Annotated in this window: 17 protein-coding genes and 1 pseudogene; 8 read left to right on the forward strand and 10 right to left on the reverse strand. The window is 65.4% G+C overall.

What is annotated here, in order from left to right; translation table 11 throughout:
• Nucleotides 1-111: 111 nt before the first annotated feature.
• The 3 genes from AC1DD3_RS18125 to AC1DD3_RS18135 are packed head-to-tail and all read left to right on the forward strand — an operon-like array spanning nt 112 to nt 2710.
• Nucleotides 112-942, forward strand: coding sequence for an urease accessory protein UreD (locus AC1DD3_RS18125; protein WP_476882209.1), 831 nt, complete (start codon nt 112-114; stop codon nt 940-942).
• Nucleotides 942-2069, forward strand: coding sequence for a HoxN/HupN/NixA family nickel/cobalt transporter (locus AC1DD3_RS18130; RefSeq protein WP_476882210.1), 1128 nt, complete (start codon nt 942-944; stop codon nt 2067-2069). Before AC1DD3_RS18125 ends, AC1DD3_RS18130 begins: the two co-directional genes overlap by 1 nt.
• 56 nt (nt 2070-2125) lie before the next feature.
• Entirely contained in the window at nt 2126-2710 is a 585-nt protein-coding gene (locus AC1DD3_RS18135; protein ID WP_230119266.1) for an HhH-GPD-type base excision DNA repair protein, read from the forward strand.
• A 33-nt stretch (nt 2711-2743) separates the two neighbouring features.
• Here the strand turns inward: AC1DD3_RS18135 and AC1DD3_RS18140 are convergent, their stop codons facing one another.
• From AC1DD3_RS18140 to AC1DD3_RS18175, 8 genes and pseudogenes are all read right to left on the reverse strand, one after another.
• Nucleotides 2744-3352, reverse strand: a complete 609-nt coding sequence (locus AC1DD3_RS18140; RefSeq protein WP_476882211.1) for a TetR/AcrR family transcriptional regulator — start codon at nt 3350-3352, stop codon at nt 2744-2746.
• 105 nt (nt 3353-3457) lie between these two features.
• A complete protein-coding gene (locus tag AC1DD3_RS18145) occupies nt 3458-5656 on the reverse strand; it encodes an alpha-galactosidase (protein ID WP_476882212.1) in 2199 nt (732 codons plus the stop codon).
• Nucleotides 5657-5805: 149 nt separating this feature from the next.
• A pseudogene (locus AC1DD3_RS18150) lies at nt 5806-5978 on the reverse strand (sugar ABC transporter substrate-binding protein); the annotation flags it as partial.
• Between the two features lie 53 nt (nt 5979-6031).
• Nucleotides 6032-7093 (reverse strand): L-glyceraldehyde 3-phosphate reductase, encoded by a 1062-nt coding sequence (gene mgrA / locus AC1DD3_RS18155; RefSeq protein WP_476882213.1) that lies wholly within the window; start codon nt 7091-7093, stop codon nt 6032-6034.
• Between the two features lie 142 nt (nt 7094-7235).
• Nucleotides 7236-7457 (reverse strand): hypothetical protein, encoded by a 222-nt coding sequence (locus tag AC1DD3_RS18160; RefSeq protein WP_476882214.1) that lies wholly within the window; start codon nt 7455-7457, stop codon nt 7236-7238.
• A gap of 76 nt (nt 7458-7533) precedes the next feature.
• Entirely contained in the window at nt 7534-8871 is a 1338-nt protein-coding gene (locus AC1DD3_RS18165; RefSeq protein ID WP_476882215.1) for an ABC transporter substrate-binding protein, read from the reverse strand.
• A gap of 73 nt (nt 8872-8944) precedes the next feature.
• Nucleotides 8945-9847: a carbohydrate ABC transporter permease gene (locus AC1DD3_RS18170; protein WP_230119272.1), complete on the reverse strand. Its 903-nt coding sequence runs from the start codon at nt 9845-9847 to the stop codon at nt 8945-8947.
• 12 nt (nt 9848-9859) lie between these two features.
• Nucleotides 9860-10804 (reverse strand): carbohydrate ABC transporter permease, encoded by a 945-nt coding sequence (locus tag AC1DD3_RS18175; RefSeq protein WP_230119273.1) that lies wholly within the window; start codon nt 10802-10804, stop codon nt 9860-9862.
• A gap of 153 nt (nt 10805-10957) precedes the next feature.
• On the opposite strand from AC1DD3_RS18175, the gene AC1DD3_RS18180 reads away from it, so the two are divergent.
• The 5 genes from AC1DD3_RS18180 (at nt 10958) to AC1DD3_RS18200 (ending at nt 18631) form a co-directional block, all read left to right on the forward strand.
• Nucleotides 10958-12190: a Gfo/Idh/MocA family protein gene (locus tag AC1DD3_RS18180; protein WP_476882216.1), complete on the forward strand. Its 1233-nt coding sequence runs from the start codon at nt 10958-10960 to the stop codon at nt 12188-12190.
• Between the two features lie 21 nt (nt 12191-12211).
• Nucleotides 12212-13267: a LacI family DNA-binding transcriptional regulator gene (locus AC1DD3_RS18185; RefSeq protein WP_230119275.1), complete on the forward strand. Its 1056-nt coding sequence runs from the start codon at nt 12212-12214 to the stop codon at nt 13265-13267.
• Nucleotides 13268-13482: 215 nt separating this feature from the next.
• On the forward strand, nt 13483-15030 hold the full coding sequence (locus AC1DD3_RS18190) for a glycoside hydrolase family 32 protein (RefSeq protein ID WP_230119276.1): 1548 nt from the start codon (nt 13483-13485) through the stop codon (nt 15028-15030).
• Between the two features lie 522 nt (nt 15031-15552).
• On the forward strand, nt 15553-17010 hold the full coding sequence (locus AC1DD3_RS18195) for an APC family permease (protein WP_476882217.1): 1458 nt from the start codon (nt 15553-15555) through the stop codon (nt 17008-17010).
• Nucleotides 17000-18631, forward strand: coding sequence for an amidohydrolase (locus tag AC1DD3_RS18200; RefSeq protein WP_476882218.1), 1632 nt, complete (start codon nt 17000-17002; stop codon nt 18629-18631). Before AC1DD3_RS18195 ends, AC1DD3_RS18200 begins: the two co-directional genes overlap by 11 nt.
• A gap of 49 nt (nt 18632-18680) precedes the next feature.
• Here AC1DD3_RS18200 and AC1DD3_RS18205 read toward each other — a convergent pair whose 3' ends face one another.
• A complete protein-coding gene (locus AC1DD3_RS18205; RefSeq protein ID WP_230119279.1) occupies nt 18681-18959 on the reverse strand; it encodes an IclR family transcriptional regulator C-terminal domain-containing protein in 279 nt (92 codons plus the stop codon).
• Nucleotides 18960-19150: 191 nt separating this feature from the next.
• The gene (locus AC1DD3_RS18210; RefSeq protein WP_476882219.1) at nt 19151-20101 is read right to left on the reverse strand and encodes a carbohydrate kinase family protein; all 951 of its coding nucleotides are present in this window, start codon (nt 20099-20101) and stop codon (nt 19151-19153) included.
• Nucleotides 20102-20153: the final 52 nt, after the last annotated feature.

The following is a 20153-nucleotide window of genomic DNA, read 5'->3' on the forward strand; positions in this document are numbered from 1 at the left end:
CCGCTGGTCGAGCCGGTGGGGAGCGAGGCCCGGGGATTTGGACAGGCTCAATCAGCGGAGAGCCCGGTGGGGAGCGAGACCCGGGGATTTGGACAGGCTCAATCAGCGGCCATGGGGGAGCTCGCCTTGCGCATCGAGCAGCGCGCGGGAAAGTCCGTGGCCTCGCATCAGTACCATCGGGGCGCCTTGCGGGTTTTGCGGCCGCACTATCTGGATGAGTCGGGGCAGGTTTGTTATGTGCTCGTGAATCCTGGAGGCGCCTATCTTGGGGCTGATCTTTATGTCATTAACGTAGAGGTGGGCGATGGGGCGAAGCTGCTGCTGACCACCCAGTCCGCCACCAAGATTTACCGGACTCCGGGGTCGTTTGCCGAGCAGCGGATGACCGTCCGGCTGGGGGAGGGGGCGCAGCTGGAGCTCGCTCCTGACCAGGTCATTGCGTACCGGGAGGCCAGCTACCGGCAGAATACGCACATTACGGTCCGGCCGTCGTCGAGTCTGGTGATGGCCGAGGTGGTCACGCCGGGATGGTCCCCGGACGGGGCGTCGTTCCGCTACGAGGAACTGCGGCTGCGCACCGAGATCCACGTCGCAGGCACGCAAGGCACCGACCTTCTGGCGCTGGACAACCTGCTGATCCGGCCGCCCTGCAGCGACGTCACCGGCATGGGGTTCATGGAGGGCTACAGCCACCTGGGTTCGCTCGTGGTGGTGGACGCCCGCGTGGACCAAGCGCTCGCCGACGAACTCCATGCCCTAACGGCCGGCCACGACGCCTACACCGGGGTGTCCCTCACGGTGTCCGTTGGCGGAACTGTGGGCCTGGTCCTGCGGTCGCTGTCCAACAGCACAGAGGAACTCGCCACGCTGCTGGGTGACTGCACGGCGCTGCTGCGGAAACGCTGGTACGGGCAGGCGCGCCTGAACCTGAGGAAGTACTGATGACCACACTGACCCAGTTCGCCGCGCTCTACCGCGAGCGGGAGCGGCTGCCGGTCCGGACGAGGCTGATGATCACCTTCGGTGCGGTGGCCGCACTCCACCTTGCCGCCGTCGTGCTTCTCCTTGTCGGAAGTCTTGGGGTCGGAAGTCTTGGGGTCGGAAGTCTGGGGGCCGGAAGTCTTGGGGCGGGAAGCCTCGGCGCCGGAACAGCGACGGCGGGACAGCCGCTGGCGTTGAGCCTGGTGCTCGCTGCCTACCTGGCGGGCATCAAACACAGTTACGACTGGGACCACATCGCCGCGATCGACAATTCGACGCGCAAGTTCGTGGCCCAGCGGAAGGACCCGGTGAGCGTCGGGTTCGCGTTCAGCCTGGGCCACAGCTCGGTGGTGATCCTGGCCGGCATCCTGGTGGTGGGCGGCGCAGCGATGGTGGGCCAGTTCATGGAGGATGGCACCACCGGGAACCTGGTGCTGGGGCTGGTCGGCAGCGGCGTCTCCGGGCTGTTCCTGCTGGCCATGGGACTTTTCAACGGTTCGGCGTTTGTGCGGGCCGCACAGGCCTACCGGAGTGTTCAGGGTGGCGGGGAAGTGCGGGTCGAGGATCTCGAGGCGAAGGGGTTCGTTGCACGGCTGCTGGCCAAACCCTTGTCCCGTGTCCAGCGGCCGCGGAACATCTACGTGATCGGATTCCTTTTCGGGCTGGGCTTCGATACTGCCACCACCATCGGACTGCTGGTCATGACGACGGCGGCATCCCTGGCCGGAGTTTCCCCGCTGGCCCTCCTGGCGCTCCCGCTGGCGTTCACCGCCGCCATGACGCTGTGCGACACCACGAACGGCGTCGCAATGATGCACATGTACAGGTCGGCCATCCACAATCCGTTGCGGAAACTGGGATTCAACGCCGTGATCACGGGTATTTCGGCGGTGTCCGCCCTGTTCGTCTCCGTCATCATGCTGGGCGGATTCTCCAACGCTGCCTTTGGCCTCGATGACCCGCTGACCACCTGGCTGGGAAAAATCGACCTGGGCGACGCCGGACTGCTCCTCATCGCTTTGCTCCTGGCCGCATGGGGTGTGGCCACGGTGCACGGACGGCTAAAGGGCCGCTCCCCGGCCGCGTAACCTGAACACAGGCGCACCCTATGACGCTGACCGGGGCGGGTGCAAGGATAGGACGCATGGAACTGCACATCACAGGGGACCCCGCTGCCGATAAATTGCTCAGCGATGACGCGTTTGCGCTGCTCACCGGCATGCTGCTTGACCAACAGGTGACCATGGAGTCGGCGTTCGCCGGTCCCGAAAAGATCCGGACGCGCATCGGATCCATGGAGCCCGCTGCGATCGCCGGGTACGACCCCCGGGGCTTCGTGGAGATGTTCAAGGAGCGGCCGGCAGTGCACCGCTTCCCGGGATCCATGGCCGGGCGTGTGCAGGCCCTCGCCGAGACTGTGCACCGCGATTGGAACGGGGACGCCGCAACCATCTGGACGCAGGGTGACCCCGACGGCCAGGAGGTGCTGCGCCGGCTCAAAGCCTTGCCCGGATTCGGCGAGCAAAAGGCCAAGATCTTCCTTGCGCTCCTTGGCAAGCAGTGCGGACTCCAGGCGGAAGGCTGGCGCGAGGCCGCCGGCCACTACGGCCAGAAGGATGCGTTCCTGTCTGTTGCCGACATTGTGGATCCGGAGTCGCTGAGCAAGGTGCGCGCCAGCAAGCAGGCTGCCAAGGCCGCTGCCAAGGCCGCGAAAACCGCCGGGGACTGACGCTTCGTCCTGTACGGCGCCGCCAAGGCGGCGTCAGGCAGCCAGCCTGGCCCGGAGCCCGCCGATAATTACATCCAGGCCGAAGTCGAAGGCGTGCCCGCCCCGTTCCTCCAATGGTCCTGCGTTGCCGAGCGCGCGCTTGAGTGTGGGATAGCCCTCCGCCGGCGGGTCCCAGACAACTTCCGGAGCCGCCAGGTCCAGGGCTGCGCCCAAGGCAAAACTGTCGATCGTGGAGATGGCCGCCACCACGTCCCGTCCCCGGAACCCCGCACTCTCCAGGGCCAGCGCGAGGTCCTCGTAGAGGCCGATGACATCCGGATCCGTGATCGTCTGAAGGACCAACAGCGGGGCCAGCCGGGGGTGGCGGACGAACGCGTCCCGGTAGGTACGGATCAGGACCCGGAGGGCAGCCTCCCAGTCGCTGTGGTCCACCGGCGGATACGGCTCCTCGGTGATGATCCGGTGGCGCAGGAGCTCCAGGATCTCGTCCCTGCCGCTGACGTGGTTATAGATGGAGGATTGGCTGACGCCGATCTTCTTCGCCAGTTTCGGGAAGCTGAAATCGCCGCTCTCATCCACCAGTTCCAGGGCGGCTGTGGTGAGGGCCTCCACGGATATCAGCGGGAGGAGCGGGCGCCCCATGTGTTCTCCTGACTGCAGCTCTTGAAGGTCAAGCCCAGCCTAGTCGGCGGGGCCCCGCGACGTGCGGAGAGCGGCGGAAACGGCGGGGCAGCACCTTTCCCGTTGCTACAGTGCGGTGAATTTCAGCAGCAGTGCGTGTTCGGGGTTGAGGGCGGGCATGGGCAGTCCCACCTCGGCGAGGAAACGCCCGCTGGCCACTGCGCCGTCCGCCATCCAGGCCGGGGGCTGGACCTGCGTGAACGTGTGCGAATAGTCGGCGTCACCCGGAGCCGGGAAGACGGCCTCCACCCGGTACTCCCGGTCCGGCTCCAGACCGGGGATGGAGATCCGGCCGGGCTGTTCAGCGAACGCGGTGCGTGTGCTGACCAGGGCGAACAGCGCCGCCGTCGAACCTTCACCCATGTCTGCGCCGCCGTCGGCCACCACGCCGTGGAGCATGAGCGAGTCATCAGCGACGTCGGCGCGGATCATCCGGCCACTGTGGATCAGGCCGCGGTGTTCCTTGTACAGGCCGATGAAGCGTTTGAGCTCCTCCCGCTCGGCGCCCTGAACGCTGCGGACATCCCATTCCATGCCGAAGTGGGCGAACAGGGCGGTGATGGCGCGGAAGGACAGGTCGTGCGTGCGCGCCGTGGTATGCGAGGTTGTGGGCCCAATGTGTCCGCCCACCAGCTCCGGCGGAACCACCACGCCGGTCCAGCGCTGGATGGTCTGGCGTTCCAGCGCATCGTTGCAGTCCGAGCCCCAGATACGGTCTGTGCGTTCCAGTATCCCTAGGTCCACGCGTGCTCCGCCGGAGGAGCAGCTCTCAATTTCGACGCCCGGATAGGCCTTGCGGAGTTCGTCGAACAGACGGTAGGCGGCCAGGGTCTGCTCGTGGACCGAGGAGCGTCCGCCGTGCCCGTGTTCGAGCAGGTCGCGGTTTTGGTCCCATTTGAGGTAGCTGACGTTGTTTTCACTCAGAAGGGCGTCAATGCGGTCGTAGATGTACTGCCACGCCTCCGGGTTTACGAGGTCGATGACGTGCTGCTGCCGCCATTCAAGTGGCAGGCGGCCGCCGTCCTTGTAGCTCTGGGCGGACGGGCCAACAATCCATTCGGGGTGCGCACGGACAATATCGGAGTCGAGGTTGACCATTTCCGGTTCCACCCAGAGGCCGAACTCCATGCCGCGGGAGGTAACGGCGTTGATCAGTGGCGTGAGGCCGTCGGGCCAGAGTGATTCGTCGACGTACCAGTCGCCCAGGCCGGCGCGGTCGTCACGGCGTCCGCGGAACCAGCCGTCGTCGAGAACAAAACGCTCAACACCAAGCTCCGCGGCGGAGTCAGCCAGTTCCATCAGGGTGGCCAGGTTGTGGTCGAAGTAGACCGCTTCCCAGACGTTCAGCACGACCGGACGAGGCTTGCCGGTGGGCAGGCCGGTGGCTGCGGCGGGCAAAACGTGATGGGGGCGGGACCGGAACCAGTTGTAGAACGCCTCGCTGATGCCGTCCAGGCCGCGGTCCGAGTAAGCGGCGAACAAGGTGGGGGTGGTGTAGCTGCCGCCCGGCTCAAGGACGACCTCGGCGGGGCCCAGGAGCTCCGAACCGCCGATCATGGTGCGGCCGTCCCCGATGCTGTCCGCGAACTGCTCGTGGTTGCCACTCCAGGCCAAATGAGTGGCCCAGACCTGCCCGTGCCGGTTCCCGAAACCGGCGGTTCCGGCGGCGAAGAGTAGGGAGGAGTCGTGCCCGGTGCGGCCGTGCCGGCCCGTGCGGACCCAGGTGCCCTGCTGGATGGGGCGGCGCTGCGGGTGGCGTTCCCGGCACCAGCGCCCGGTCAGATCAAGGATTTCGACGGCTTCGGGCGCCACAGGGAGGACGGTGGCCAGCTCGTCGAGCTGATAAGGCGTGGCGCCATCGTTGGTGAGGGTGTGGCGCAACTCCAGCAGGCCGCCGTCGTGCAGGGTCAGGGCGGACGAAACGGTGAGGCCGGCGTCGGGATCGGACTGGACGATCACCGCGGAGGTCCCCTCGGCATCGGCGCTCACTAGGCGGAGGCGGGCTGAGAAGTCCAAGCCGGAGACGCCGTCGGCGATGCGGTGGCCGCGCAGGGCGGGACGGCCCCGCCAGCCGGCTGAAGCCTGCGGCAGGAGGCCAGCCGGTACAGTGGCGTCGACGGACGACGGCGGGATGGCCGCCGTGAGGATGGCGAGGTCCGGCAGCGTGCTGCCAAGGTCCGCGCCCCAGTGGATGACCTCAGCTTCCCCGCTGTCGAAGCTGATCACTAGGCTGGTTCCGGCGGAACGGAGGTGGAGGGGATTCATGAATGCTGTCCTTCTGTGTGGGAGTAGGGGGGGACGAGTACTGCGGGGGAATTAGACGCCCGCGGCACGCAAGCAATAGAGCTGGTGGCCTACTTGAAGAGGGCGTTGACCTCTCGTTGGCCTCAATCAAGGTGCTGGGGCGTGCTTCGTGGGAAAACTACGCCCTTGGAGGCTTCGACGTCCTGGCAGCCAGCCGGGGCGAGGTACTCGACCCACTTGGCGGAAGCAGCCGGGTTCTTGGTGCGGGCCCAGATCGAGTTGGCAAGTCCGTTGAACGCTTGCCCTCGGGGCCTTCCGGGGTAGGGGCGATGCCGGCCGGCACTGATGATGGTGAGGCGGGTGCCGAGGCCACGGGTCAGGTCCCAGCCGGACACTTTAGCTCCACCTGCCGACAGCGGAACTCTTCTCCGCCCGGGGGTTGATATCGGATTCGACGGCGAACTCGTCGATCGCCGTCAACTCCTCCTGCGTGAACGCCAGGTTGTTGATGGCGGACAGCGTGTCCTCGAGCTGCTGGACGCTGGAAGCACCCACCAGCGCGGACGTGACGGGCGAGCCCTTGGGCTGGTCGCGGAGGATCCAGGCGATGGCCATCTGCGCCAGTGATTGCCCGCGGCCGGCGGCGATCGCGTTGAGCCCTCGGACGCGGTTCAGTTTGTCCTCGGTCAGCGCGGATTCGGACAGGAACCGTTCCTTGGCCGCGCGCGAATCGGCCGGGATGCCGTTCAGGTAGCGGTCCGTCAGCATTCCCTGCGCTAGCGGGGAGAACGCAATGGAGCCGGCACCAACCTGGTCCAGCGCCTCGTACAGGTTGGGGGCGCCGTTCTCGGTCCAGCGGTTCAGCATGGAGTAGCTGGGCTGGTGGATCAGCAGCGGGGTGCCCAGTTCTTTCAGGATCAGCGCCGCCTCGAGGGTCTGTTCCGGGGTGTAGGACGAGATGCCGGCGTAGAGCGCCTTGCCGGAGCGCACGGCCTGGTCCAGGGCGCCCATGGTCTCTTCCATCGGGGTTTCCGGGTCCGGGCGGTGGCTGTAGAAGATGTCCACGTAGTCCAGGCCCATCCGGCCCAGCGACTGGTCGAGGCTGGCCAGCAGGTATTTGCGGGAGCCGAAGTTGCCGTAGGGGCCCGGCCACATGTCGTAGCCGGCCTTGGTCGAGATGATGAGTTCGTCGCGGTACGGGGCGAAGTCGTCCTTGAAGTGACGGCCGAAGTTGGTCTCTGCCGAGCCGTCCGGGGGTCCGTAGTTGTTGGCGAGGTCGAAGTGGGTGACGCCGAGGTCGAAGGCGCGGCGGAGGATGGCGCGCTGTTCATCGAAGCGCTTGTCGTCGCCGAAGTTGTGCCACAGGCCCAGGGAGATGGCGGGAAGTTTGAGGCCGCTGAGTCCGACACGGCGGTAGGGCATGGACTCGTAGCGGTTTCCCGCAGCGGGGTAAGTCATAGGTTCATCCTGTCGGGACCGCTCACGTGCAGGTCCGGGGTCACGGGGTTCTCTGTTGGTTGAGGTGGTTTTCGGCTGCTATTCATCGTGGGATGAGTGGTTCCTGGTCACGGTTTCCAGGGGAAGCTGTTCCCATCGCGGGTTACCATTCCTGCTTTTCCTGGATGGATCCGTACGGGATATCCGGGTGGAGCTGGACCGTGAAGTCCCGGGGGGAGTGCCGGGCAACGAGGATCCCTTTGCCGCCGCAGAGCGGGGCCCGCTCGGCGAGGATGTTCACGGCTTTGTCCAGTTGGTCCTCTAGTTGGCTGCGTTTCTGGACGCGAATGTGGAGGAGGTCTTCATTTGATGCACCGGTGTACATGATGGTCCTGTAGATCGTCGTCGCGCGGGCGGAGGGGCGGAACCGAAAGGGCCCGCCCCTCCGTGGCGTCGAATGGTTATTTGAAGAGGGCGTTGACCTTTTCGTTGGCCTGGGTGAGGGAACTGGCCGGGGCCTTGCCGGAGACCACTGCGTCCATGGCGGGATTCATGATGCCGTCAACTTTGGCAGCCTTGTCCGCGATCGGGAAGAGGAACGTCGTTTCATCCTCCACCTGTTGGGTGAAGGCGGTGACGTCGACGCCCTTGGCTTTGAAAGCCGCGGCAGCCTTGGCGGTGGAGGACTTGATGGCGGGAAAGACGACTCCCTTGGACGCGACGACGTCCTGGCAGGCTGAGGAGGCGAGGTATTCGACCCACTTGGTGGCTCCTGCGGGGTTCTTGGTGCCGGCCCAGATGGAGTCGGCCAGGCCGTTGAACATGGACGCGCGCTTGCCGTCCGGTCCCGTCGGGGTGGGTGCGATGCCGGTCTGGATGCCCTTGTAGCCGGTGTACTGGCCGGTCGTCCAGTCGCCCTGGCTGTTGATGGCGGCCTTGCCGGCGCCAAAGTTGTCCTGCATGCTGGCGCCTACCGTTGTTTCAAGTTTGGGCATGTAGCCCTTGTCCGCCAGCCCGGCCCACCAGGCGATGGTGTCCTGGAACTTAGGGTCGTCGTAGTTGAACTTGGTGCCCCAGGGGTTCTTGTCCGTGTGGGTCCAGCCGGTGGTGGCCGTCAGGAAGCTCCACTGGGTCTGGCCCTGGCCCGAGCCCGAGGACTCCAAACCCAGGCCGTAGACGGCCACATTGTTCTTATCGAAGCCGGCTTCGTCTCCGCGTTTACCGTTCTTGTCAACGGTCAGGTGGGCGATGGTCTTCTCGTAGCTGCCACCATCCTTGGGGTTCCAATCCAGCTTGGCCATCTGCTCGGCCGTGATGCCGGCGGCGTCGGTCATGGCCTTGTTGTAGAAGAGGCCCACGGTGTCCCAGTCCTTGGGAAGGCCGTAGCGCTTGCCGTCCTGGCCCACCCAGAGATCGGCCAGGCCCTTGTTGTAGATCGAGAGATCGACGTGGTCCTTGGCCACGGCGTCGTCGAGGGCCAGCAGCTGCTTCTTGGAGGCAAACTCCGGGTACTTGGACAGGTGGTCGGCGAAGACGTCCGGGGCGTTTCCGGCGACGAATCCGTTGGTCAGGGTGGTCCAGTAGTCACCCCAGCCGCGCTGGGTGATCTTGACCTTGATGTCCGGGTTGGCCTTGGTGAAATCCGCCGCGCACTGCTGGTAAGCGGGCAATTGATTGGCATCCCACAGCCAATAGTTGATTTCGCCCTTGGCCTCGGTGGAGGTGGATCCGCCGCTGCAGGCGGAGAGGGAGATGGCGATGGCTGCGGCGGCAGCGACGGCGCCTAGGGTTTTTTTCATGATGGACCTTTCGAAGAGGGCATGAGGTTGCCCGGAGTGGACTTTGGTGGGGGTGAGCGGTTGGATTGGCGGTCTATTTGATGCCGGAGAATCCGATGGAGTTGACCACCTTTTTGCCGAAGGCGAGGAACAGGATGAGGATGGGCACTGCCGCAACGATGGTGGCGGCCATGAGTCCGGACCAGTCCGGGGCGCCCTGGGGGGACTGGGACTTGAAGACGCTGAGGCCCACGGTGAGGACGCGGATGCTCTCGTCGTTGCCGACCAGCAGTGGCCAGAAGTATTCGTTCCATTGGCCGATGAACGTCAGCAGCGCGAGGGTGGCCATGGGTGCGGCGGCGTTGGGCAGGACGATCTGGAAGAAGATACGCAGGCTCTTGGCCCCGTCGAGCATGGCTGCCTCCTCCACTTCGCGGGACATGCTGAGGAAGAACTGCCGCAGGAAGAAGATGGCGAACGCGGACATGAACAGGAAGGGCAGCGTCAGGCCGGCGAACGTGTTCAGCAGTCCCAGGTTCTTGATCATGAGGAAGTTGGGCAGCGCGGTGAAGATCCCCGGAATCATCATGGTGGCCAGGAACACGGAGAAGACCTTGTCACGCCCGGGCCAGCGGAGCCGGGCGAAGGCGTAGGCGGCAAGTGCGCTGAAAAAGACCTGGGCTGCGGTTGTCACAGTGGAAAAGAGTATCGAGTTGCGCAGGTACAGCCAGAAGTCGATGACTGCCCCGGAACCTCCTTCGGCGATGGCCTCCTCTGTGGTCTGCATTCCAAAGACACGCTTGAACGCGCCCCAGGAGAAGTCCGCCGGCAAAAGGTTCCCGGAGTTGGAGGCCAAGGAGTGGTTGCTGGAGAGGGCCGTCCGGAGCATCCAGAGGAACGGGAAGATGGTGACGATGAGCGCCAGGGCGATGAGGGCCCAAGCGCCGACGCGGCGCCAGTCGAGGGCTTTGCGGGTGGTGAGTGTTTGAGTGGTCATGGCTGGTGTTCCTTAGTCCAGGTCCGATTCGTTGCCTTTGAGGAACTTCATCTGGATGAAGGCCACGAGTGCGAGGATCACGAAGAGAATGACGGACAGGGCGGAGGCGTAGCCGAAGTCCGATTCGCCGAAGGCTTTTTGGTAGATGTACATCTGGATGACGCGGGTGGCGTTGACCGGGCCGCCGCCGGTGGTGACCGCGACGGTGTCGAAGACCTGGAACGATCCGATGACGGTGACCACCAGGACCAGTGCCAGGACCGGGCGCAGGAGCGGCATGGTGATGCTCCAGAACGTCCTGGTGGGCGAGGCGCCGTCCAGGGAGGCCACTTCGTAGACATGGTGGGGGATGGCCTGGAGGCCGGCGAAGATCAGCAGGGCGGTGTAGCCCATGTGGCGCCAGACGTTGACGAACGCGATGGTGGGGATGGCCCATTGCTCGCTGCCGAAGAAGGCGACGCGGGGCAGGCCCAGCCAGCTGATGATTTCGTTGACGATGCCGATCTGGTAGTCGAGCATCCAGAACCACAGCAGGGCGACGATCACGTTGGCCACCAGGAAGGGCAGCAGCAGTGCGCCGCGGACGAACGCGGACTTGGCCACGCGGTGCATCAGCAGCGCCAGGCCGAGGGCGATGACTATCTGGAAGACGATGTTGATTGCGACGTACTGGATGGTCACGGCCATCGCGTTCCAGAAGAGCTCATCCTTGAAGATCGCCGTGTAGTTGTCGACCCCGACCCATTTGGGCTCGCCGAGGATGCTGTACTCGGTGAAGCTCAGGTAGACGCCGCGGATGGTCGGGACCAGACAAAAGGCAACGAGGCCGATCATCGCCGGGAGGATGAACAGCAGTGCGATCCTGACGTCACGCAGTTTGGCCCTGCGACGGCCGCGGTTTGAACGCTGCGGCATCTTATGCGCTGCGGCGGGTGGGTCCTTGGTAATGGTGGTCATCTTTGATCCCTCTCCTGTGAGGCAGGTAACAATTGACCGCTACTCTACGCGCGTAGCTTGGAAAAACGCAACACCTTCCCTGAGAAACAGAGGTTTTTGGCTAATCAAAAAAGCACTATTGACGCGCGTAGATTTCATGGCCATACTTTTTTCATGACTTCTTCAATTGGAATCGTTGGTGCGGGACAGTTCGCAGGCGTATTCGCCAAGCTCTTCGCCGCCCACCCCGGAATCTCAGACATCTATCTCACCGACCTCATCACTGAGCGTGCAGAGGCCCAAAGCAGCAGCGCCGGCGCGTCAGGGACGTTCGACAGCTTCGAGGCAATGCTTGAAAGCGACGTCGACGCCGTAGCGATCTTCACCCAGCGCTGGACCCACGGACCCCTGGTGCTGCAGGCGCTGCGCGCCGGCAAGCACGTCTACTCCGCCGTGCCGATGGCGATCTCCGAAGAGGAGATCGCAGAAATTATCGAAGCGGTCCGCGAGACCGGGCTGACGTACATGATGGGTGAGACCAGCTACTACAACCCGGCAACCGTCTTTGCCCGCAAGAAGAATGCCGAGGGTGCCTTCGGTCGGATCTTCTACGCTGAGGGCGACTACGTCCACGACATGGACCTCGGCTTCTACGACGCCTACCAGTACAGCGGCGGCGAAAACTGGAAGCGCACCGCCAGCTACCCGCCCATGCTCTACCCCACCCACTCCGTGGGCGGGGTGCTCGGAGCAACCGGCTCCCACGCCGTCAGCGTCAGCTGCGTCGGGGTCCGGGATGAGCGCGGCGACGGCGTCTTTGACCGTGAGGTGAGCATGTTCGCCAACGACTTCTCCAACGCCAGCGCACTGTTCGAACTCGCCGGCGGCGGGTCCATGCGCATCAACGAGTTCCGCAGGGTGGGCTACCCTTCCCACCTGCGCGAGAGCCGCTTCCGCTACTTCGGCACCGAGGCAAGCATGGAACAGCTCGCCCTGGTCAGCGTCTGGCAGGACAAGCACGCCGTGACAGACATCAGTGACCAGCTCGAGACCCAGGCAACCATGGACGCGGATGACCCGATGTTGGCCGACGTGGCCCCTGCTCTGCGCGATGCCTTTGTTTCCGGCATGGCATCCGTGCATGACGCGGGACGGCTGCCGGCGGAGTTCCGCGGCCTGGCCAACGGCCACGAGGGCAGCCACCACTTCCTCGTGGACGACTTCGTCACCGCCATCAACACCGGCATACTGCCTCCGGTCAACGCCTGGGAAGCGGCCCGCTACACGCTTCCCGGCATTGTGGCCCACCAGTCGGCCCTGCGCGGCGGCGAACGCCTGCCGGTGCCCGACTTCGGCGACGCTCCGGCAGAGCTGCCCCGCCCGGTACTTCGCGAGTCCGCCAAGTGAAACGCCGATAGCATGGTTGCCATGCCGCACCCGACCTCACAAGCCAAGCCCATCACACGCGACGATGTTGCCCGGCTGGCAGGGGTCAGCAGCGCCGTCGTTAGTTACGTGGTCAACGGCGGGCCCCGGGCCGTTTCCCCTGCGAACGAGGCCAAGGTGCGGCAGGCAATCAGGGCGCTGGGCTACCGGCCCAACGCGGCAGCCAGGGCACTTGCCTTAGGTTCCAGTGAGATGCTCGCCATGATCATCCCCGATGCCCTGAATCCGTTTTTCGCCTCGCTCGCCCGCGCCGTCGAGAACGCCGCGGCCGAGCGGGGCTACACCCTCCTGCTGGCGGACTCTCAGGCTTCGCTGCGGACAGAGCGCCGCCTCATCAAGAACTTCGCCGCCCGGAAGGTGGACGGACTGTTCCTCTGGAGCGAACTGTCCGATCCCGATCTGATGGACCTTGAACAGGCAGACATCCCCGTAGTGCTCCTGAACCACAGCACCGACCTTGCCACAGCAGGCAGTCCCGCCGTCATGAAACACAGCGCGGGAGACCACGACGCCAACTCCGTCGGAGTAGCCTTCCGGGACGGAGCGCGCATGGCGGTTGAGCACCTCATCAGCCACGGCCACGAACGCATCGGGCTGGTCATGGGCAACACTGCTGGCGGCGACCTCGACGCACGCGAGGTCGGGTGGCGCCAGGGCATTCAGGACGCCGGCCTCACCCCGGGCCCGATCGTTCGGGTTCCGTTCACCCGCGAGGGCGGGTACCGCGCCGGGCAGGAGCTGCTGGCCCGCAGCGAGCGGCCGACCGCGGTCTTCGTCAGCTCCGACCAGCAGGCAGTTGCTCTGCTCTGCGCCCTCCAGGAGGGCGGCCTGCGGGTGCCGGAGGACCTCGCGGTGTTCTCCTTCGACGGCTCACCCGAAGCTGAATACACCTGGCCCCGGCTCAGCACAGTCGCCCAGCCCGTCAAGGACATGGCCCAAGCCGCCCTCGATGCCCTCCTGGCGCCGCCCGGAAAAGAAACTCAGACCAATATCTTCCCCGCCGAACTCGTACTGCGCACTTCCTGCGGCTGCCACTGAAACACACGGCTTCAACGCTGCGCTAAGGCGACAACCTGCCGGGGGGCCGGCATCCCCCAGCACTGGGAGAACCCGCCCCTCCGGGGTGCACGTCCGTCCGCAACCGCCCACCGGCGGGTGCGTTTCCTTGCTGACCGGAAGCCACCCGGCAGCCGCCGCGGCCGCCACCTGCGCGCAGCGTACCCCACCGATTACCCACAAAGGCACCCAACGTCATGACTGCTAATCCCGCCCACGAGGATGACATCTTCAGGCCCGCCATCCACTACACGGCCAAAAACACCTGGCTGAACGACCCGAACGGGCTCGTCTACCACGAGGGCATTTATCACCTCTATTACCAGAACAACCCCTTCGGGAACGTTTGGGGCAACATGTCCTGGGGCCACGCCACCTCGGTGGACCTGGTCAACTGGGACGAGCAGCCCGTGGCCATCCTCTGCGACGCCGAAGAGGACATCTTCTCCGGCAGCATCGTCATCGACCAGTACAACACCAGCGGCCTCGGCAACGGGCAGGCCGCCCCGCTGGTGGCAATTTACACCAGCGCCTACAAAGACAGCTCAGCCCGCCGCGGCACACAGGCCCAGTCCCTGGCCTGGAGCTCCGACGGCGGCTACACCTGGACGAAGCACCAGGGCAACCCCGTCCTCGACAGGAACTCCGCAGACTTCCGCGACCCGAAGGTGTTCCGCTATAGCGGGCCCCCGGGCAGCTATTGGGTCATGGTGGCAGTCGAAGCAAACGAGCACAAAGTGGTCATCTATAGCTCCGATAACCTTCGGGACTGGCACTACCTCAGCAGCTTCGGACCCGCCAACGCCACCGGCGGCGTCTGGGAGTGCCCTGACCTTTTCCCCTTGCCACTGGACGGCGACGAAGAGCAGACCAAATGGGTTCTCACCGTGAATCTCAACCCCGGAGGGCCCAATAGCGGATCAGGGGGCCAATACTTTGTCGGCCGCTTCGACGGCGTGGCCTTCACATCCCAAACAACAGTCACCGACGGCAGCAACCAAACGGCCGACCTCGACACCTACCACTGGCTCGATTGGGGGCGTGACTACTACGCGGCCGTCTCCTTCAACGACGCACCCGACGGGCGCCGTCTCATGGTCGGCTGGATGAACAACTGGCAATACGGCGCCGCCATCCCGACCTGGCCATGGCGCAGTTCCATGTCACTCGTACGCGAAATCTCCCTGGTCACACATCAGGGCCAGCCCCGACTGTCCCAACGGGTCGCCGACGAATATCGAACCGGCAACGCACTGTCGGTGAGCACCTGGGCTGATCTTGCAATAGATGAAGGAATGCGCCACCTGCACACCGGAGCGCCGGTAGAGATCATCGAGGTGATCTTCATCCCGGGATCCGCAGAGGAATTCGGACTCATCATTCGAGGCAACGGCACCGACGGCACACGCATCGGCATCCGTCCCTCCGAGAACCGGCTCATCATGGACCGGAAAAGCTCCGGCAACACGGAATTCCATGACGCCTTTGCTTCCACCGATACGGCACCACTGAAACAGGACTCTGACGGCTCATACACTCTCACCCTCTTCATCGACCACTGCTCAGTGGAAGTCTTCGCCCAAAACGGGCTGGTCACCATGACAGGCCTGATATTTCCCGGGCCGGACAGCACCCGTCTGTCGCTATACGCCAAAGGGGGGACCGCCACCGCCCCCTGCCTGAAAGTGACGCGACCCGCGGAGCCACCAGTGCGAATCGAAGAGCCACTGGTCCTGAGTCGGTAGCGCTTAATGACCAATGAGTAGGGCTTCCCATGGGCAATTCCTTAGATGTAATCCATCGCGACCAGAACAGTGCCAAGCAAGATGCCGCGGCCCAATCCGTTGTCAATTTCGAGGCGGCCCGAGTGAGAGATAGCGCCTGAGGCCCGATGCGCGGGCCGACGACTACCTGAGCCACGTACTGCTTCAAGGAGCGCCTAGCCTTCGCCCGCTCAGGTGTGATGAGGTTTTGAAGCGCCGTGTCGATCCCTGGCAGATAGCAGTCCTCGCCAGGAGTGAAGAACAGACGGCACTCAACGATTGTCGAGTCCACCATTCGCTTGTCGAGCCGCTGGTCTCCGATCCCGGTAATGCGCCACGTGTCCGCAGATTGATCCCCTTCCGGACATGTAGTGGCCGTGCAGACGACTTTGGACATTGCGTGCAACGACTTCGGAAAATGACAGCTATTGTGCTCTGCGCCACACGCATCCATAATAAACGAAAGCCTTTCGTTTAGCTGGGCTCCCAAGAAAGGACGGACTAGTGCCGGATACCCAAACCAGACCACCGACGTCGTCCGCGGACGGCGCCCTCAAGCGCAATGCCCTCGGTACGGGCGGCATCGCCTTCCTCGTCATCTCGGCAGCGGCGCCGCTGACCGTCATGGCAGGCGTGGCGCCGGTAGCCATCGGCGTGGGCGGCATCGGCGCCCCGGCCGGCTACCTGCTGGCGGGCATCGTGCTCACCCTCTTTGCCATCGGCTTCATGGCCATGACCCGCCACGTCAAGGCATCCGGCGGATTCTACACCTACATTTCGCTGGCCATGGGCAAGACCGTGGGGCTGGCCTCCGCCATCCTGGCGATCGTCTCCTACAACTGCCTCCAGATCGGTGTGTACGGCCTCTTCGCCGTCCAGACCCACGACATGTTCAAAGTGCTCTTCGGGCTCGAGGTGCCGTGGCCGGCCATCGCGCTGGCCGCCGTCGCAGCCGTGTGGTTCCTCGGCTACCGGGGGATCGACGTAGGGGCTAAGGTACTCGGAGTGCTCCTCGTGGCCGAGACGGGCATCCTCGCCGTGATGGGGGTGGGCATCCTCAGCAGCGGCGGAGCCCACGGGATCAGCGTGGGTTCCTTCAGCCCGGACCAGGCGTTCGGACCTGGCGTCCTGGCGATCCTTGGCATCTGCTTCGCCGCCTTCATGGGCTTTGAGTCCACCGTGCTGTACCGTTCCGAGGCCCGAAACCCGGACAAATCCGTGCCGCGGGCCATGTACATCGCCGTCGGCTTCATGTCCGTTTTCTACGCCTTCATTGTGTGGACCGTGGTCCAGGCGTACGGCGAAGACCGCGCCGTGCAAGCCGCGGGTGAACTGGGCGGCGGGATGTTCTTCCAGACCATCAACCACTACGTGGGCCCGTGGGCGGAAGTGGTCATGTACCTCCTGATCGTCACCAGCGTCTACGCTTCGCAGCTGGCCTTCCACAACGCCATCAACCGCTACGTGTACATGCTGGCCCGCGACGGCGTGTTGCCCGCCTTCCTCGGCCGGACCCACCACCGGTTCCAGTCCCCGCACCGGGCAGGCCAGCTGCAGACCGTCCTGGCCGCGGTGGTCATCACCATCTGCGCCCTGCTCAACGCAGATCCCTACCAGCAGCTGCTGATCTGGGTGAACACGCCGGGAATTTTTGGCATCGTGGGGCTCCAGGGTCTGGTGTCGGTCGCGGCGTTCCTCTACCTGCGCCGGAACCCCGCCGCCGCGACGCACAAGCTGATGGTGCCGCTCAGCCTGGCCTCGGCGATTCTGCTCTTCGGTGTGGTGCTGCTGATCGGCCTGAACATCGAGCTGCTCACGTTCGCCGACGCACTGACCAACACCATCCTGATCCTGGTGACGCCCCTCGTCTTCATTGCCGGGCTCCTGGCCGCCCGCTGGGTGCGCCGCCACCGTCCCGCGATCTTCGCGCAGATTGGAAGCTTCGAAACCCATGAATCCTGATTTGATCATCCTGGCCGATACCATCCACACGATGGATGGCAGTCCCGCCCAAAGTCCTGCGCTGCAGGCGGTGGCAGTCCAGGACGGCGTGATTGCCGCCGTCGGAAGCCGTTCCGACGCCGAAAACTGGCCGGCCGCGGAGGTCATCGACTTCGGTGCCGCCGTGCTGACGCCCGGGCTGGTGGACTGCCACATCCACCCTGTTTTCGGACTGGAACTGACGCGCGGCACCGACCTGTCCGGCGCCGCCGACCTCGCCGGCGTGCGCGCACTGTTGCGTGCCGAAGCGGAAGCAGCCCCCTCGGGGGACTGGGTGCGGGGCTGGGGCCTGGACCCCAATGTGTTCGGATCCGCCGCGGCCCATCGCGAGCTGATTGACGACGTCGTCTCCGGGCGTCCGTGCCTCATCCGCCTCTTCGACGGGCATTCCGCGCTGGCCAGTTCCGGGGCACTCGAACTGGCGGGGATCACCGGACCGCGGGCGTTCGACCAGGCGTCAGAAGTGGTGTGCGACCACAGCGGCAGGCCCACCGGGCTCCTGCTGGAGGCCGCTGCCATCGAACTCGTGGCACAGGTAATGCCGGCGGAGTCCTTCGACGAACGGAAGGCGAGGCTGGCCGAATTCTTCACGCAGTTCGCGCGGTCCGGGCTGACGGGGGCGCACGTGATGGACTGCGGGGAGGGTTCACTGGAGCTTTTCCGGGCACTCGAAGACGACCTGGACGGCGGGCTCCCGCTGCGCCTGCGGATCTCGCCGTGGTGCATGCCCGGCAGCGGCGAGGAAGACTGGCAGCGGCTTGCGGAACAGATCGGACTCGGCGGACGACGCTGGGAGGTGGCAGGCATCAAGCTGTTCGTTGACGGGACGGTGGACAACGGCACCGCGTGGCTGTTCGAGCCCGACGCTTATGGGGCGTCGGTGGCCCCGTTCTGGCCGCGCCCCGAGGAGTACGCGGCCGCGGTGCGGTACTTCGCCGGCCGTGGCATTCCCACGGCCACGCACGCGATCGGCGACGCCGGAGTGGCTGCAGTCCTGGATGCCTTCGAGTCCCTGCCTCCCGGCGGACCGTCCGCCGTGCACCGAATCGAACACCTCGAAACTGTGCCGGACGCCCTCATCGGGAGGTTCTCCCGCTCGGGCCTGGTGGCCAGCATGCAGCCCACCCACTGCACGCACTACTCCCGCGCCGACCACACCGACAACTGGTCCACCCGGCTCGGACCGGAACGGGCCAATAACGCCTGGCGGTGTGCGGACCTCCGCGCGGCGGGAACCACCCTGGGGCTCGGCTCCGACTGGCCCATCGCTCCGTTCGAACCGCTGCCCATCCTGGCGGACGCGCAATTACGACGGCGGTCTGGCCGCCCGGGCGAACAGCCGATCGTTCCGGGCCAGGCCCTCACGGCACTGCAGGCGCTCGAAGGCTACACCTCGCACGCTGCCATGGCTGCGGGGGAGTGGGCGGTCGCCGGGTCAGTCACCGTGGGCAAGCGTGCGGATTTCACTGTGTTCGACGTCGATCCGCTCTCGGTTGCCCCGGATGACCTGGCTGCCGCTCACGTGTTGGCGACGCTCGTGGACGGACGGGTGCAGCACCTGGCGGTGGAGGCGGTCAGGTAGACCGGCAGCGCCGACGCGCTGCCGGCGAAAGGGTGCCCCGGCAGGACGGTCAGCCTTCCGAGTGGGCGCGGACGTCATCCTCCAACGCCGTGCGGAAGCCCAGGTTGCGTGAGACAGCCCTCGCCGTGGCCCGCACGGCGGGAGCCAGGACATTCGCCGGAGTGGTCCCGTCCGGGACGACGATCGAAAGCGCGGCCACCGCGGTGCCCTGTGCATCGAAGATCGGCGCGGCGACGGATACCGTCAACGACGGCGCCGACCGCCGGATCATGGCGATGCCGGTCCGGTGCACGTCGGACAAAGTCCTGCGCAGCTGGCCCTCAGGCATGGCCTCCACCCGGCTCGATGTCCGCCGGAGCTTTGAGGATGCGTTCCTGGAAATTTTCAATGAGTGAAACGCGGGAATGGCGGAACCGCCGGCAACGCGGGGTCACCTAGGGCCGCATATTGTGTCCGGAAGCGGCCGGAAGTGACCCCGCGTTGCCTGAGTTGTCCAGCGGCAGGTCGTCGTTGTCCATGTCAGGCGGCGGGGACTGCAGCAACCTCCGGAAGGTCCGCCAGCAGTTCTTCAACGGTGGGTGGATTGGCGCCTGGCCGGCGGACGGTGATGGCTGCGGCCTTCGAGGCTGTTCGTCCGAGGGTTTCCAGTACGGCCGGGGCCAGGCCGTCCGTTCCGCGGGCCAGCAGTCCGTAGATCAGTGCGGCCATGTAGGAGTCGCCGGCGCCGATGGTGTCGGCGACCACCGACCTGATGGAAGGGATATGCAGCTGTGTGGCCGGGGTTGCCAGCAGGGACCCCTCGGAGCCGCAGGTCACGACGGCCAGTCCTGCGCCCAGTTCGAGAATGCGCTTCGCCGTGTCCTCGAGCTCGAGTCCGGGGTAGAGCCAGTGGGCGTCTTCGTCGCTGAGTTTGACCACGTCGGTCAGCGGAACCAGGTCCTCGAAGATTAGACGGGCCTGGGCCTGGGTGCCGAGGAGAGCAGGCCGGATGTTGGGATCATAAGTGACCATGCATTCACGGTGCGCCTGTTCCAGGAGCGCCTTGACCGCGGCGGCGCCGGGTGCCAGGAAGGTGGCGATCGAGCCGGTGTGGAGCACCTTGGGGAGGAATGCCGGGGCAACCTGCGGGAGCTCCCAGCTGATGTCGAAGTCGTACGTGGCGGAGCCGTCGGCGGCGAGCGTGGCGGTGGCGGAGGCCGTGCGGCCCTGGGATGTGGAACCGGGGAGGAGCTCGACGCCGGCGCGGCTCAGGTGCGCTTGGATCGCTTCGCCGCGGTCGTCGTCGCCGATGGAGGTCAGGAGGGCGGCGCGGACGCCGAGGCGTCCGAGTCCGTAGGCGACGTTTGCCGGCGATCCGCCGGGGTGCTCGATGGTGCCCTCGGGGGAGGTGACGACGTCGACCAGCGCTTCTCCGATGACGATGACATCAGGGGTTGTGGCGGGGGTGCCAGTGGGTTGGGTCTGGGGCATTGGGGGGCCTTTCATGGAGCCGTCCGCGGACCTGGTGCAGGCCCGCGGACGG

The organism is Arthrobacter sp. 05T444 (genome assembly GCF_056395905.1).